The 14,593-nt window shown below is 53.6% G+C and carries 15 protein-coding genes and 2 tRNA genes; 8 read left to right on the forward strand and 9 right to left on the reverse strand.

The window, feature by feature from the left end; translation table 11 throughout:
* Positions 1 to 8: 8 nt before the first annotated feature.
* Positions 9 to 455, reverse strand: coding sequence for a YccF domain-containing protein (locus tag JGC47_RS06825; protein ID WP_004156993.1), 447 nt, complete (start codon positions 453 to 455; stop codon positions 9 to 11).
* 134 nt (positions 456 to 589) lie between these two features.
* On the opposite strand from JGC47_RS06825, the gene helD reads away from it, so the two are divergent.
* A complete protein-coding gene (helD, locus tag JGC47_RS06830; protein ID WP_004156994.1) occupies positions 590 to 2,644 on the forward strand; it encodes a DNA helicase IV in 2,055 nt (684 codons plus the stop codon).
* Between the two features lie 20 nt (positions 2,645 to 2,664).
* On the opposite strand, the gene JGC47_RS06835 is transcribed toward helD, so the two are convergent.
* From JGC47_RS06835 to rlmI, 4 genes are all read right to left on the reverse strand, one after another.
* On the reverse strand, positions 2,665 to 3,123 hold the full coding sequence (locus JGC47_RS06835) for a methylglyoxal synthase (protein WP_004156995.1): 459 nt from the start codon (positions 3,121 to 3,123) through the stop codon (positions 2,665 to 2,667).
* A 78-nt stretch (positions 3,124 to 3,201) separates the two neighbouring features.
* Entirely contained in the window at positions 3,202 to 3,840 is a 639-nt protein-coding gene (locus JGC47_RS06840; protein WP_004156996.1) for a YccT family protein, read from the reverse strand.
* 628 nt (positions 3,841 to 4,468) lie between these two features.
* Positions 4,469 to 4,786 (reverse strand): heat shock protein HspQ, encoded by a 318-nt coding sequence (gene hspQ / locus JGC47_RS06845; RefSeq protein ID WP_004156999.1) that lies wholly within the window; start codon positions 4,784 to 4,786, stop codon positions 4,469 to 4,471.
* 62 nt (positions 4,787 to 4,848) lie between these two features.
* Complete coding sequence (rlmI, locus tag JGC47_RS06850; RefSeq protein WP_004157003.1) at positions 4,849 to 6,039, reverse strand: 23S rRNA (cytosine(1962)-C(5))-methyltransferase RlmI; 1,191 nt, start codon at positions 6,037 to 6,039, stop codon at positions 4,849 to 4,851.
* Between the two features lie 89 nt (positions 6,040 to 6,128).
* On the opposite strand from rlmI, the gene yccX reads away from it, so the two are divergent.
* Positions 6,129 to 6,407, forward strand: a complete 279-nt coding sequence (gene yccX, locus JGC47_RS06855) for an acylphosphatase (protein ID WP_013035977.1) — start codon at positions 6,129 to 6,131, stop codon at positions 6,405 to 6,407.
* A gap of 3 nt (positions 6,408 to 6,410) precedes the next feature.
* Here yccX and JGC47_RS06860 read toward each other — a convergent pair whose 3' ends face one another.
* Both JGC47_RS06860 and yccA read right to left on the reverse strand, forming a co-directional pair.
* Complete coding sequence (locus tag JGC47_RS06860) at positions 6,411 to 6,737, reverse strand: TusE/DsrC/DsvC family sulfur relay protein (protein WP_004157004.1); 327 nt, start codon at positions 6,735 to 6,737, stop codon at positions 6,411 to 6,413.
* Positions 6,738 to 6,837: 100 nt separating this feature from the next.
* A complete protein-coding gene (gene yccA, locus JGC47_RS06865) occupies positions 6,838 to 7,494 on the reverse strand; it encodes an FtsH protease modulator YccA (protein WP_004157006.1) in 657 nt (218 codons plus the stop codon).
* A 23-nt stretch (positions 7,495 to 7,517) separates the two neighbouring features.
* Between yccA and JGC47_RS06870 the strand changes: the two genes are divergently transcribed.
* The 4 genes from JGC47_RS06870 (at position 7,518) to agp (ending at position 10,353) form a co-directional block, all read left to right on the forward strand.
* Positions 7,518 to 7,694, forward strand: a complete 177-nt coding sequence (locus tag JGC47_RS06870; RefSeq protein WP_004157007.1) for a hypothetical protein — start codon at positions 7,518 to 7,520, stop codon at positions 7,692 to 7,694.
* A 28-nt stretch (positions 7,695 to 7,722) separates the two neighbouring features.
* A tRNA-Ser gene (locus JGC47_RS06875) sits at positions 7,723 to 7,810 on the forward strand.
* Positions 7,811 to 8,051: 241 nt separating this feature from the next.
* Positions 8,052 to 8,139, forward strand: a tRNA-Ser gene (locus tag JGC47_RS06880).
* Positions 8,140 to 8,514: 375 nt separating this feature from the next.
* A complete protein-coding gene (gene agp / locus JGC47_RS06885) occupies positions 8,515 to 10,353 on the forward strand; it encodes a bifunctional glucose-1-phosphatase/inositol phosphatase (RefSeq protein ID WP_013035978.1) in 1,839 nt (612 codons plus the stop codon).
* 98 nt (positions 10,354 to 10,451) lie between these two features.
* Here the strand turns inward: agp and JGC47_RS06890 are convergent, their stop codons facing one another.
* Positions 10,452 to 11,825 (reverse strand): NAD-dependent succinate-semialdehyde dehydrogenase, encoded by a 1,374-nt coding sequence (locus tag JGC47_RS06890; protein ID WP_004157010.1) that lies wholly within the window; start codon positions 11,823 to 11,825, stop codon positions 10,452 to 10,454.
* A gap of 148 nt (positions 11,826 to 11,973) precedes the next feature.
* Positions 11,974 to 12,204, reverse strand: coding sequence for a YccJ family protein (locus JGC47_RS06895; RefSeq protein ID WP_004157012.1), 231 nt, complete (start codon positions 12,202 to 12,204; stop codon positions 11,974 to 11,976).
* A 381-nt stretch (positions 12,205 to 12,585) separates the two neighbouring features.
* On the opposite strand from JGC47_RS06895, the gene JGC47_RS06900 reads away from it, so the two are divergent.
* Positions 12,586 to 13,497, forward strand: coding sequence for a DMT family transporter (locus tag JGC47_RS06900; protein ID WP_004157014.1), 912 nt, complete (start codon positions 12,586 to 12,588; stop codon positions 13,495 to 13,497).
* 427 nt (positions 13,498 to 13,924) lie between these two features.
* Positions 13,925 to 14,590 carry an HTH-type transcriptional regulator RutR gene (gene rutR, locus JGC47_RS06905; RefSeq protein ID WP_033477104.1) on the forward strand — a complete coding sequence of 222 codons (666 nt, stop codon included), beginning with the start codon at positions 13,925 to 13,927 and terminating at the stop codon, positions 14,588 to 14,590.
* Positions 14,591 to 14,593 lie beyond the last annotated feature (3 nt).

Genomic DNA, 14,593 nt, shown 5'->3' on the forward strand with positions numbered 1-14,593 from the left:
TTGCTCTCTTAGCGGAAGCGGGCACGGGCATTAGCTTCTCGTGCTGCCCGAGCCACTTCGACTGAAACCACCCGACGGCCCACCGGCCACAGAGCAATAGTGGCAATTTTGAAATTGGCTATCCCCACCGGAATACCAATAATGGTCAGGCACTGTGCGATACCCGCCATGATGTGCATTACGCACAACCACCAGCCAAAAAACAGCAGCCAGAGTATATTCAGCAGTGTACCACCCGAGTTCAGTAGCGCACTTTTGCTGGCGGGATTTAACTCATCAACGTGTATCGCTTCATTGCCATAAGGCAGCAGCGACAGTTTGGTGATTTCCCAACATGAACGCGTCAGTGGCAGCGTGAAAATGCAGATAATACTGACCACCGTTGCTATCAGCCAGGAGAGGGTAGTAAGGAAACCACCCAGCACAAAATTCAGAACATTCAATACCGTACGCATGGCAGGTTACCTCTCTGTAATCAATGGTTATTTAGCGACAATGCATTGATTGTACCGCGTTCAGGTGCTGGAGAGGTATACTCCAGCCAGTTAAACTGTTGGATGATTTAAATAAACGCGGCCAGGGCAACTGAATGGAACTTAAAGCAACATCGTTGGGTAAACATCTGGCGCAACACCCTTATAACCGGGTGCGGCTGCTAACCGCGGGCGTCGAGGTCAGCGGTGAAAAGCATGAATATGTGATCCCTTTCAATCAGCTGTTGGCGATAAAATGCAAACGCGGACTGGTTTGGGGCGAGCTGGAGTTCACGCTGCCGGACGGTAAGGTCGTGCGACTGCACGGCACCGAATGGAGTGAGACTCAACGCTTCTATCATCATCTTAACCAGTTATGGCAGCAGTGGAGCAGGGAAATGAGTGACGTTTCCGCCACGGTGCTCGCCGCGCAGCAGCACCAGATTCAACAGGCGGAACGTCAGGACAAGTGGCTGACGCGCAGCGACATAACTGGCTGGCAGCAGGCCATACATCAAGCCTTCGCATCGATCCCGCTGCCGGTTGAGCGGCTGGAGGAATTTGACAACTGCCGCAGCACTTACCACTTCTGCCAGAAGTGGCTTAACGAGGGGGAATGCCAGCGCAAACAGCGTAACGACGACTGGACGGAGCGTATGCTGGAGCAGTATGCCGGTTTCTTTAATCAGGTAGAGACGTCCCCGCTTAATGCCTCGCAGGCGCGCTCAGTGGTCAACGGTGAAGACGCGGTGCTGGTGTTGGCAGGGGCAGGCAGTGGGAAAACTTCGGTGCTGGTAGCGCGTGCAGGCTGGTTGATGATGCGCAGGCAGGCCAGCGCCGGGCAGATCCTGCTGCTGGCCTTTGGCCGTCAGGCAGCGGAAGAGATGGACGACCGCATTCGGGCGCGTCTGGGGGCGGAGGACTTGCAGGCGCGCACGTTTCATGCGCTGGCGCTGCATATCATTCGCCAGGGCAGCAATAAGTCTCCAACTATCAGCAGGCTGGAAACCGATACTGACAAGCGGCAGTCGCTGCTCATTAACGCCTGGCGCCAGCAATGTGATGAGAAAAAAGCCCAGGCCAATGGTTGGCGTCAGTGGCTGACTGATGAACTTAAATGGGATCTGTCCGACGGGCGTTTCTGGCAGGACGAGCGCCTGGCGCGGCGGCTTGCTGTCCGGCTGGAAAGCTGGCTGGGACTGATGCGCATGCACGGCGGGGCTCAGGCGGCGATGATTGAAACAGCCCCGGAAGAGGTACGGTTACTTTTTATTAAGCGCGTAAAATTAATGGCTCCCTTAATAAAGGCCTGGAAAGGCGCGCTGAAAGAAGAGGGCGCTGTCGATTTCGCCGGGCTTATTCATCAGGCGGTAAACCTTCTTGATAAGGGGCGCTTTATCAGCCCGTGGAAGCACATTCTGGTCGATGAGTTTCAGGATATCTCGCCACAGCGTGCGGCACTTCTTGCCGCGTTACGTCGACAAAATACGCAAACCTCGCTGTTTGCGGTGGGCGATGACTGGCAGGCAATCTATCGATTCAGCGGTGCTGAAATGACGTTAACCACCGCTTTCCACCACTACTTTGGTGCCGGCGATCGTTGCGTGCTGGATACCACCTACCGATTTAATCAACGTATTGGCGAAGTGGCCAATAAATTTGTACAAAGCAATCCCTTTCAGCTGAAAAAGCCGCTCAATAGCCTGAGCAAGGGCAACAAAAAAGCGATCTCGCTGCTGCCCGAAGAGCAGCTGGAGCCGCTGCTGAATAAAATCAGTGGGTACGCCAAACCTACTGAACGAATTTTGCTGCTGGCTCGTTATCACCATCTGCGCCCGGACGTGCTGGATAAAGCGGCAACGCGCTGGCCGAATCTTCATATTGATTTTATGACAATCCATGCCAGTAAGGGGCAACAGGCTGATTATGTGGTTGTGCTGGGGCTGTCGGAGGGTAAAGACGGCTTCCCCGCTGCGGCAAGAGAGTCCGTAATGGAAGCTGCGCTGTTACCGGTTCCTGAAGACTTCCCGCACGCAGAAGAGCGCAGGCTGGCCTACGTCGCGATGACTCGTGCCCGGCAGCAGGTGTGGTTACTCTACCAGCGTAATGCGCCTTCGGTATTTGTTGATGAATTAAGCAGGCAGGGCGTGCCGGCACTGCGCAAACCCTGACAGGCTCTGCACGCCCGGGATTATTCTAGCCGTTGTTGCAGGTAGCGCTGATAATCCGGGATCTGGATCTCAAGCTGCCGGGCAAATAGCGGTGAATGGATGATAAAGTCGGCGGTGGCGCGATTGGTCGCGACCGGAATGTTCCACACGGTGGCGAGGCGCAGAAGCGCTTTGACATCCGGATCGTGCGGTACGGCGTTGAGCGGGTCCCAAAAGAAAATGAGCAGGTCAATGCGCCCTTCTGAAATGAGCGCGCCCACCTGCTGGTCACCGCCCATCGGGCCACTCAGCATGGCGGTAACGGGCAGCCCGGTGGCTCGCTGAACCAGATTGCCGGTAGTGCCGGTGGCGTATAACGTATGATGCTGTAACTTCTCTTTATGAACACCAACCCACTGCATCAGAGAGCTTTTACAGTGGTCGTGAGCCACCAGCGCAATATGCTTTTGCGCCTGGATGGTGCGGGTAGTCTGGTCCATTCAGTTATCCTGGTTGGCTGGCGGGGGAAATAAATAAGCAATCAGAGTGGTGAGTGTCGCTGCTGAACTAAACGGCTATCAACTGGTATGCAGGGCATCCATCAGCATAATAAGATGTTGGCGCGTGGCGCTATCGACCTGAAGAAACCATTTGCGCAGCACCGGTTGTGCAGGCTGGAAACTGCTGGCCATATCAGGCAGGCGGCCAGTCTGCGCGCCGACAGGTAAAGGCGTGGCAAAGCGGGGTACTGATGCCACTTTGTTCGCCAGATTATATATCCGCATCGCCTGCTCACAACTGTCGTGCTCTTTTAGCCTTAAATGGTCACGTTTTGTCACAACCTCTGCGCCATGCTCATCGTTCAGGGTAAACTGCGGCATATGATCGAAACGTTTAGCCTCGCGCAGGGTTTGCAGTACCGGCAGCTTGATATACACGGATGTTGTGCCGGCAGCAAAGGTGGCGACCTGGGGAGCGGATGTCCAGCTCACGGGGGCGCCCGGGTAATTGTTAACCGTTTTTTCCACTCGAAACAATAACTGATGCTCACCACGCTCCAGCTCCAGCCCGTCTGCCCCTTTGAGTAACGAACCCGAAATTTTGCGTCCGTCCAAAACCAGAAGGTCAATATCTGCAGACAATTTCAACGTTGTCGCCTGTAAATTTGCAGCCACCAGCAATGCCAGTAACCCGGTGATGGCCATATGCAGCTTCATTGTTACTCCAGAGTGGAACGGCGATATATGAGATACGAGTGTATCAAAGTCTTTCAGTATGGCAGCATATTAACATTTAAACATATTTATTTGTGCTAAATATCGCGAGATGCAAATTTGTTATATTTTTATTCGCGATATAAGACCCAAAATTAGCGCAGATAAGGGGATTAATAAAAAAGCTAAAATCAGTGACCAGGCGATCGCTGAAATTCTGCTGGCAACAAATACCGATTGACTGGCAAGGGGTCAGTGATATTCCGGCCCCACCGGGCTATGGCGTAATGCCATTCCTGTTGCATCGGGGAATCAGGTTATACCGGTTAGTGCTCAGGCGGCCGGGCAAAAGCGACAGGGACTGGCAGTTAATGCCGCACTGGCGGATATTTCCGTGCACGTTGCCAGGGTCGGCGTTTCGTTAACCGGTGACGACCCGGTAAGTGGCGCAGGATACGACAGCGATTGAGGGCAAAACGTTATGGCGGCAGGTCGCGGTGATAAACGCGCTGGCGGCGGCGCTGGTAAAAGAGTCGGGATGACAGGCGGCGATGGATCGCTGTCCAAAATCGAGATCCCGCGACCGGGGCTGACAAAAGGCGGTAAAAACCCCGCGCAGGGCGGGGTTTAATCAGTTTCTCAGGCGAGGTGCCTGTAACTGTCGGCGGACGGAGGCTGCAAGTTCATCCATAGACGGTTGTTCCGGGTGATCGCCGGGAACTTCCCAGGATAACTGAGCTTCGGCCAGGTAAGTTTGAATCGTCTGCCCGTCATCATTTTCCATAACAACATGATACCAGGGGGCGCTACGTAACGCTTCACTGGCGGCAATATCATCTGTATCCATCTCATCTAATGAATATTCCGGATCGACATCAACGATGACACCAAGAAAACCGAGTAACTGATGGCGCACCTGCTGTCCAAGACCAAATTTGCTGGCAATCATCATAACCTCCTGAGGAACATTGCATTTACTCACTATATGGAGGCGGCAGCAAAATTTTCAAGTCAGATGACGCGGCAGGCAAAACCTTTCAGATACATTCCTTCGGGGTAGCTGCTGATCACCGGGTGATCGGCGGCCTGGCGAAACTGTTCGATGAACTGCACGTCACGCTGGGCATCCGTGGCCGCATCCGCAAGGATTTTCTGAAACAGATCGGTTGCCATCAGGCCGGAGCATGAGAAAGTCATTAGCATCCCGCCCGGGTTAAGCAGCTGCATGGCCAGCATATTAATATCTTTATATCCCCGGCACGCTCCCATTAGCTGATTTTTGTTTTCAACGAATTTTGGCGGGTCCATGATAATAAGATCGAACTTCTCGCCTTCGTCACGATAGCGTCGCAGCAGCTTGAAAACGTCATCGCGCAGAAACTGAGCTTTGCTAACGTTCAGCCCGTTTAACTCAACGTTTTGACGCGCCACGTCCAGCGCCGTTTGCGACGTATCAACACTGATCACTTCGGTACAGTTGCCCATCAGGGCAGAAACGGCAAAGCCGCCGGTATAGGAAAAGCAGTTCAGCACGCGGCGGCCCTCAGCGTAGCGCCGGGTTGCCAGACGGCTGTCGCGCTGGTCGAGATAATAGCCCGTTTTGTGCCCGGTCTGAATATCCACCAGCAGTTTCATACCGTGCTCGGTGATAGTAAGCAGCGCTGGCGGCGCATCGCCGAGCACCACGCCTTGTGTAAGCTCCAGCCCCTCTTTCTTACGCACGCTGACATCGGACCGGTCGTAGATTGCGCATTCCGGGTAGCAGCGTTGCAGCGCAGTAATCAGCGCAGCGCGCTGGTACTCGGCACCGGCGGATAACAGTTGCAGCACAAGAAAATGGTAGAAACGGTCGATGGTGATCCCCGGTAATCCGTCAGATTCACCGGCGATCAGGCGGTAGCTATCGAGATTATCGCGCTGCGCCAGCCAGTCGCGCAGCTGCTGTGCGGTATTGAGTCGGCGTACGAAAAAGTCGATATCAATCGACTCATCCTGCTGCCAACTCCAGACGCGTGCGCGTATCTGGGACGATGGTGACCATGCAGCCCGCGCCAGCCATTTACCCTGGCTGTCACAGACATCAATCGTTTCTCCTGGCTGGGCTTTACCCTCCATACGGGCTACGGCACCGGAGAATACCCACGGATGACGACGAAGTAAGGACTTTTCACGCCCTTTGGCAAGAATTAAACGAACAGTCATATTTTGCTATGCTTAGTGTCAGAGAATCAGGCGATATTGTCCGGTGCCATTCGGTAAAAAGCAATCAGTGTTGGTCAGTGGAGGGGGAAATGACAATCATCTGTATCCGCGTAGGGGTCCATGGCAGGGTGCAGGGCGTTGGGTTTCGTTACAGCACCCGGGTAGAGGCACAAAAAAACGATCTGTGTGGTTACGCCAAAAACAGGGATGATGGCAGCGTAGAGATCGTCGCCTGTGGCGAGGCACCGCGGGTTGAGGCGCTGCTGGCGTGGCTAAAAGCCGGAGGTCCCCGCAGTGCCCGTGTAGATAAAGTGTTGGCTGAACCCTGGCATCCCATTGATTTACCTCAAGGATTCATCACGGGTTAATACCTACAGACACTTAGCCGGTTTTGGCAACCCGGCAATTTTCGTCGCCTGTTTAGCCGGGCCTTTGGGAAAGAGGCGGAAAAGGTAGCGGCTGTTGCCTTTGTCTTCACCATACTTCTGTGCCATCGCTTTGACCAACATTCGCACCGCAGGGGAAGTATTAAACTCCAGATAGAACGCGCGGACAAAGTGCACCACTTCCCAGTGAGCTTCACTCAGTTCAATTTTTTCCTCTGCCGCCAGTTCCCGCGCCAGATCCTCGCTCCAGTCCGTGATCGACTTCAGGTAGCCTTGCGCATCGCGCGCTATTTCTTTGCCATTAAACCGCACTTTCTTGCCTCACCCTTGTTGGCCCGCGCCAAGTTTACCTTTTTGCTCCAGCAAAAATAAAGCCCCGCAATGACGGGGCCAGAGTGACAGCGGATTAGGTTTAGCTGCTGCGCGACATCCCCAGCAGGCTAAGAAGGCTGACGAACAGGTTATAAATTGATACGTACAGACTGACGGTGGCACGAATATAGTTGGTTTCGCCGCCGTGGATGATATTGCTGGTTTCCCACAGGATTGCTCCGGTGGAGAACAGCACGAACAGCACGCTAATCGCCATATGCAGGGCGGGAATATTCAGGAACAGGTTGGCTACCACGGCGATGAGCAAGACGACAAAGCCAGCCATCAACATGCCGGACAGGAAAGACATATCCTTGCGGGTTGTCAGAACATAAGCCGAGCAGCAGAAGAAAACGAGGGCAGTACCGCCTAACGCCAGGCCGATGACGTCGCCCATTCCGGCAGAAAGGAAACTGTTCAGAACCGGGCCGAGACAGTAGCCAAGGAAGCCGGTGAAGGCAAATGCCGCGAGAATACCGCCCGGGCTATTGGCCAGACGGTAGGTTAAAAACATCAGGCCATAAAAACCGGCCAGCATCAGAATAAAACCCGGAGCCGGTAAGGCAAAAAGGGTGCTTAGTGTGGCGGTCACCGCGGAAAATGCCAGCGTCAGGCCGAGAAGGAAATAGGTATTACGCAGAACTTTGTGCGTGCTTAGTAATGAACTGGCGCGCGTGGAGGAAACGATGTGATCCATAAAGCACCTCTCAGGATGACGAAATGAGGGAAAAGTCTGCCAGCGAGCATAAGGAGAGCAACCAGGCGGGGGAAGACGCTTTACCCTTCTTTACGCGCACTGCTGCTGCTTTTATCATCAGTCTGGTGATAAAAGCAGCACATGCGGGCCAAATGGCTTTTATTTGCGCGACTGAAACAAAAGCTGCTTTACAAGCATAGCGCGGATGTTTATAGTGCCGCCCATCGTGGAGGAGTGGCCGAGTGGCTGAAGGCACCGGTCTTGAAAACCGGCGACGGGAAACCGTTCTAGAGTTCGAATCTCTACTCCTCCACCATCAAATTTAACGGGTCAGCGTAAAGCTGGCCCGTTTTGCTTTATGCGGAATAAACCGTTCCGCCGCCCGGACTGGTCCAAAACTATCCCGGCCTTCGCCAGGGCTGATTTTTTTGCCACTCAGATGCAAATGCTCATAAAATCAACAAAGTAGCTAAAATTAGTGTTGGCAAAGGCAAAAACATCCCCTATACTGCGCCCCGTCAGTTAGCGGAAAGCACGCCGTTAACGGGTAACCCTGTGGAGGAGTGGCCGAGTGGCTGAAGGCACCGGTCTTGAAAACCGGCGACGGGAAACCGTTCTAGAGTTCGAATCTCTACTCCTCCACCATCAAATTTGCCCCTGAGCTTGCAAAAGCTTGGGGGTTTGCTTTTGCCCTTCTAAGGATCAACGCTGCTGGTGCTGCGAACAAAACAGCGCTTACGACGCGCATTCCCCGCCGCTTAAACGCTGTCTACCGACATTTATCGCTGATGCTAAAAGAAGCGGGTTTAAAACATCTTGTTGCTTTTATCCCTTTTAAGCCACTCAACCGCCGGTTTAGAATCTGCTATATTCTCATTAATTTATGATTGATATGAGCCTCTGGTCTTATCTCTGGAGAGGCGGCTAACCCCGGTCGGCATTAAGCTGCGGGTGGCTGTCCGGGCGTCAAGCTTTGCTGGCCAGCAGATTCTTTCCTTCGCATCAATGGAACACACACACATGATTAAAAAGTTCAGTCTTTGCGCGTTGGCAGTTTTCTCTGCATTTTCAGGCATTTCTGCCCGTGCAGCGGAAAGTGATTATCAGCTGGAACAAGTGCTGATGATGAGCCGCCACAATCTGCGAGCGCCATTAGCGGATAATGGCAGCTTGCTGGATCAGGCGACTCAAAAAGCCTGGCCAAAATGGGATGTACCAGGAGGGCAGCTGACCACCAAGGGCGGCGTGCTGGAAGTCTATATGGGGCGTTATACCCGCGAGTGGCTGGAGCAGCAGGGGTTAACGAAACAGGGTGAATGCCCAGGTTCTGACGCCATCCACGCCTATGCCAACAGCCTGCAGCGCACCGTTGCTACCGCACAGTTCTTTATCACCGGCGCTTTCCCGGGATGCGATATTTCCGTTTCGCATCAGGACGCCATGGGTAGCATGGACCCGATATTCAGTCCGGCGATCACTAACGGCAGCGAAGAGTTCAACAAACAGGCGTTGACCGCTATCAACAGCAAGAGCGAAAAACTGGCGCTTAAGCCCGCCTTTCAGCGCCTGGAGAAAATCATCAACTATAAAAACTCCCCGGCGTGTAGCGGTAAAAAGTCGTGTGACCTGACAAGTGACAATCAAAATATCTTCACGGCAGATAATGGCAAAGAACCCGGCGTTTCAGGCCCTCTGAAGGTGGGAAATGCGCTGGTGGACGCATTCACCCTGCAATATTACCAAGGCTTGCCGGTGGAGCAGGTCGCCTGGGGACTGGTCAAAACGCCCGACCAGTGGCAAGAGCTGGCGGCGATCAAAAATGGCTATCAGGATACGCTGTTCGCTTCGCCCGTGGTGGCGCGTGAAGTTGCTGCTCCGCTAGTGGATTACATCCGCAGCGTTCTGGTCGACCAGGATAAAGCAACTGCGCCAAAAGTGACGCTGATGGTTGGCCATGATTCGAATATCGCCTCACTGCTTGGTGCGTTAGATTTTAAACCTTACAAGCTGCCAGGACAGAATGAGCAGACGCCAATTGGCGGTATGGTGCAGTTCCAGCGTTGGCATGACAAGAAAAATGACCGGGAACTGGTCAAAGTGGAATATGTATATCAAACCTCCTGGCAACTGCGCGATGAACAGCCGCTATCCCTGAGTAATCCGCCGCAGCGCGTCACGCTGCATATGGCGGGTTGCCCGACCGATGCCAACGGTTTCTGCTCGTGGGAGCGGTTCACTCGGGTGCTCAATGAGTCATTGCAGGGAACGCCGCTTCAGGTGTCTGAATCTGCGCGTGCAGAACCTGCTGCATCTGGCCATGATACCAATTCAGCCGATAGTGACACAGCGGTCAATAAAGCGCTGGCTGCAAAGGCTGCTGAAGACAGAGTCGCCACTGAGAAAGCCATTGCCGATAAAGCCGCTGCAGAAAACGCTGCTGAAGCCCAGGCTGCCGCAGAGAAGGCTACCGCAGAAAAGGAGGCAGCTGATAAAGCCGCTGCAGAGAAAGCCGCGGCCGAAAAAGCGGCTGCTGATAAAGCCGCTTTAGAGAAAGCCGCGGCCGAAAAAGCGGCTGCTGATAAAGCCGCTGTAGAGAAAGCCGCTACAGACAAAGCTGCCGCCGCGAAAACCGCACTGGAAAGAGCCGCAGCAGGGACGGTAGTGCCAAGACAGCGGCCGCAAGATAAAGCCGAAGCAGAAAAGACTGCCGCAGAGAAAGCCGCTCTCGAAAAAGCCGCTGCCGGGACGGCATTGCCAGGGCGGGCTGCACAAGATAAAGCCGAAGCTGATAAAGGGAAAGCGGAGAAGCAGCAGGCAGACAGCGCAGCCGATGTCAGCGCGGCGACGTCGGCACAGTGACCAGTATAAGGGGGCGAGACTGCGCACGACCCGCCCCGACTTGAAGCCTGAGATAAACCGTTACCCGGGCGCGCCGTTACGCGCGGCGCCCGGGTCGTTCAGTCCTTACTTACCACCACCAGTTTCTGGTTAACAAACTCCTTGATCCCCAGGTCAGATAGCTCGCGACCAAAACCGGAACGCTTAACCCCGCCAAACGGCAGTTCAGCCGAAGTATTAGTGGCAGAATTGATGTAGACCATGCCGGTTTCAATTCGTGATGCCAGCGCCTTACCACGCGCAATGTCTCGGGTAAACACAGAACCGCCTAAACCATAATGAGAATCATTGGCCAGCTGCACGACTTCATCATCATCTTTTACGACATAAACCTGAGCTACCGGGCCAAAGAACTCTTCGAAATAGGCCGGATTGCTGCGCTTGATGTCGGTGAGGATGGTTGGCTGATAAAAACACCCTTCTCCAGCAACCGGGGCACCGCCCAGCACCCGTTTTGCACCTTTAGCAATGGCCTGCTGTACCTGCTTATCCAGCCCCTCGCGTGCCTCGGCGGAAGAGAGGGGGCCAAGCGTGGTGGATTCATCAAGCGGGTCGCCGATCTTTACCGCCTCAAAAGCAGCGGTGAATTTCTTGAGGAATTGATCGGCAACCTTTTCATGCACCAGAAAGCGTTTAGCTGCGGTACAAACTTGTCCGCAGTTACTCAGACGCGCTTCAGCGCCCGCCGCAACGGCTTTATCCAGGTCAGCGTCATCCAGCACCACAAAAACATCGTTGCCGCCCAGCTCAAGGGTCGTTTTCTTCAGATATTTGCCGGCTTGCTGCGCAACGGCGCTACCTGCAGGCTCGGAACCGGTCAAAGCCGCGCCCTGGACACGATCATCGGCGATAAGAGTTGAGATCTGTTCGCTACTCACAAACAGGTTTGTCCAGGTGCCTTGTGGGGCGCCGGCCTCAGTGACCAGTTGCTCAAACAAGGTGGCGCAGTGGGGAACATTGCTGGCATGTTTTACCAGGACCGGGTTACCGGCCGCAAGGTTGGGGGCCAGTACGCGCATCAGCTGATAATACGGAAAGTTCCAGGGCTCCACGGCAACCAGCACGCCTATCGGATGATGCTCAACCCAGGCTTCACCCAGCTCGCTGGGATAACGGGTTGGGGCAAGGAAACGCTCGGCATTCTCGGCATAGTAACGCGCGATTTGCGCACAAAGCCCGACTTCACTTCGGCTTTGCGCAATCAGTTTACCCATTTCCACGCTGGCAACCTTCGCCAGCTCTTCAACACGGCCGTCTATCAGGTCGGCCATTTTTTTCAGCACCTGCATGCGGGGCTGAATAGCACCTTTTGACCAGTTTGAATGGTATAACGCATCAGCCGTGGCCAATGCCTGTTCGACCTGACTTTCACTGTGTTCTGGCCAGGATTTGAGTAGCTTATTATTGGCGGGGTTGATTGTCTGAGAAGACATAACGCACTCCTTGATGAGTCATTAGCCTGATTCTGGCTATCAGTAAAAAAGAGGGGATTTAACGTATCAGACAGATCGGCAGCAGGACTGTTTATCGCACCGATCTGAAGGTGGGAGCGACGGGCGGATCTCTACGCCCGGCGAGGAGTCAGACGTTTTTGCGTTCAACCACTTTATTGTCCCAGGTCAGCACGTCCCGGTCGGTTTTATCAAAAGCACGTAACAGGACTTCATCACTACCCTGTTGTTCCCAGATACTCTCAGCAAGCTTTTCATCGTAATTAGCGACTTCAAAAATCGCTTCGGCAATTTCTGTTGAGGTACTGCGCACGTTTGCCCATTCCCCAACGCGATGAGCTTTAGATTGTTGCGTTGCCATAACGGTCTCCGGTAGTTGATGTTATCCGTTTTGAACCTGACTTTTCAGTATAGAAGATAGCGCGCGGTCTGCCCGCCAGCCGCTGGATATTTGCTCAAACGAAATAATTACCGCACGTTGCGATAAACAGCCGCTAAGGATCGATTCCAACCCGCGCTTTAGCAGAGGCAAAATGTTGCCGACACGCGCCACGCCTTCAAAGACATTGCGCTTAACAGCAGGCGGTCAACTCAGCGCGTGGAAGCCGCCGCCGTGCGGCTCTCGCTGTCCGCCCCATCACTCAATATTGATTCAGATCGGGCAACAGGGCAGCACCTCTCGTTCTTGCCCCAGCGGCATTAATCACGCAAACTTACGCCAAATTTTTTTAAGAGTACGCCGATGTTAACTTTTTTATCGCGATATAAATTTGTCGTGAATCCGCAAGAAATGGTGTTAATCCTCATTACTGTGCTTTGGGGCGGTACTTTCCTGGTCGTTAATCATGCTATGACCGTTAGCGGGCCATTCTGGTTTATCGGGGTGCGCTTTGCGACAGCGGCAGTTCTTTTGGCGCTGATATCATGGCGGGTTCTGCGTGGGATCACCTGGCAAGAAATCAAAGCGGGTACATTAATAGGGCTGGCAATCGGCGGTGGCTATGGTCTGCAGGCTTATGGCATGCAAACTATTTCCGGCAGTAAATCGGCGTTTATTACTGCGCTTTATGTGCCATTGGTGCCGCTGTTGCAATGGATCTTTCTGGGGCGTATGCCGGGCCTGATGTCATGGATTGGTGTATCAATGGCTTTTTGTGGCCTGCTGCTGGTGGCAAGCCCGGGGAGCGGGTCGATGTCGTTTAGCCAGGGTGAGATGGCCACTTTGCTCAGCACCCTGGCGATCGCGGCAGAGATCATACTGATTGCTGCCTGTGCAGGTAAGGTCAACGTGCAGCGTGTGACGATTATCCAGCTGGCGATGGCTTCATTATTCGGATTTATCGTCATGGCGCCCAACGGCGAATCGGTGCCGCCTTTCAGTCCTGATCTGCTGTACAGCGCCGTCGGGCTGGGTATTGCCAGCGCACTGATCCAGGTAACGATGAACTGGGCGCAGTGCAGCGTTTCGCCCACGCGCGCTACGGTGATTTATGCCGGCGAGCCTGTCTGGGCAGGGATAGTTGGACGCATAGCCGGGGAGCGACTGCCGGGAATTGCTCTGCTGGGAGGCGCTCTGATCGTACTGGGAGTGCTCGTGGGTGAACTAAAAATCAAGCGTAAAAATAAGGATAAGTTGGGGGCTTCCGCTTCTTAAGCACCAGCGCGGCAAGAGTGGCTTTCAGTATGATGTGTTATTCACAGGATTTAAGGCCTGTTTTGGCTCACTGGCTGGTGCAGGGCATTATCAGAGATTAATTAGCCATTATTGCTGAACGACCTGTACCGCCCACTCTTATTATCACGCCCTCTGGGTAAGTGAAAAAACGAATTTCGCTGCCGTTGAGGATTCAGCTATATCCTGATGACGCTATTATTCATATAAATAATATAATCGCGAAGACTATACCACTGTAAAAAGAGTATTATAAAACAGCCGATTGTGAGTTTTGGAAATCAATATCTACGTTATTGCTCCCGAACAGAACTACGGCCAGTGGCGCCTGCTTAATTAACGGGTGGCGTAGCGCAGATAAAGTGTACGGGTATGTCTGGTGCGATTGGCTGTTACCCCTCAACCGCAGATGAATTATGGAGTCAAGGTGAATTCTGTCAATCATTTACCTGCAAAAGCCTCTACGCGCCGTTCGCGCGCGGTAGCCGCGAAACGTTCGGCGATACTGGCGGCCGCGCTGGAATTTTTCTCACAGTATGGCATTCATGGCACTACCCTGGATAAGGTAGCTGAACGCGCAGGTGTCTCAAAAACTAATCTTCTCTATTATTTCCCGTCAAAAGAAGAACTCTATATTGCGGTTTTGAAAGATTTGCTCGATGTCTGGCTCACCCCGCTGCGCGCGCTGCGCCCCGACCAGCCGCCGCTTGATGCTATTCGCAACTATATCCGCCTTAAGCTAGAAGTATCGCGAGACTATCCGCAGGCATCCAGGCTGTTCTGTCTGGAAATGCTGCAGGGTGCGCCGCTGTTAAAAGCAGAGCTGGCAGGTGGACTGCGTGATCTTGTGGAGGAAAAAACAGCGGTTATAGAAGCCTGGATGTTACAGGGCGAACTGTCGGCGGTGCAGCCACAACATCTGATCTTTATGCTGTGGGCCACCACCCAGCACTATGCGGATTTTGCCACCCAGGTACAGGCAATAACCGGGCAGACCCTTATGGACGAACACTTCTTTAATCAGACGGTGGAAAACGTCCAGCGCATGGTGGTTGAGGGCATACGCGTACGCTAAACA

Origin of the sequence: Erwinia amylovora, assembly GCF_017161565.1 — a bacterium.
Lineage (GTDB): Bacteria > Pseudomonadota > Gammaproteobacteria > Enterobacterales > Enterobacteriaceae > Erwinia > Erwinia amylovora.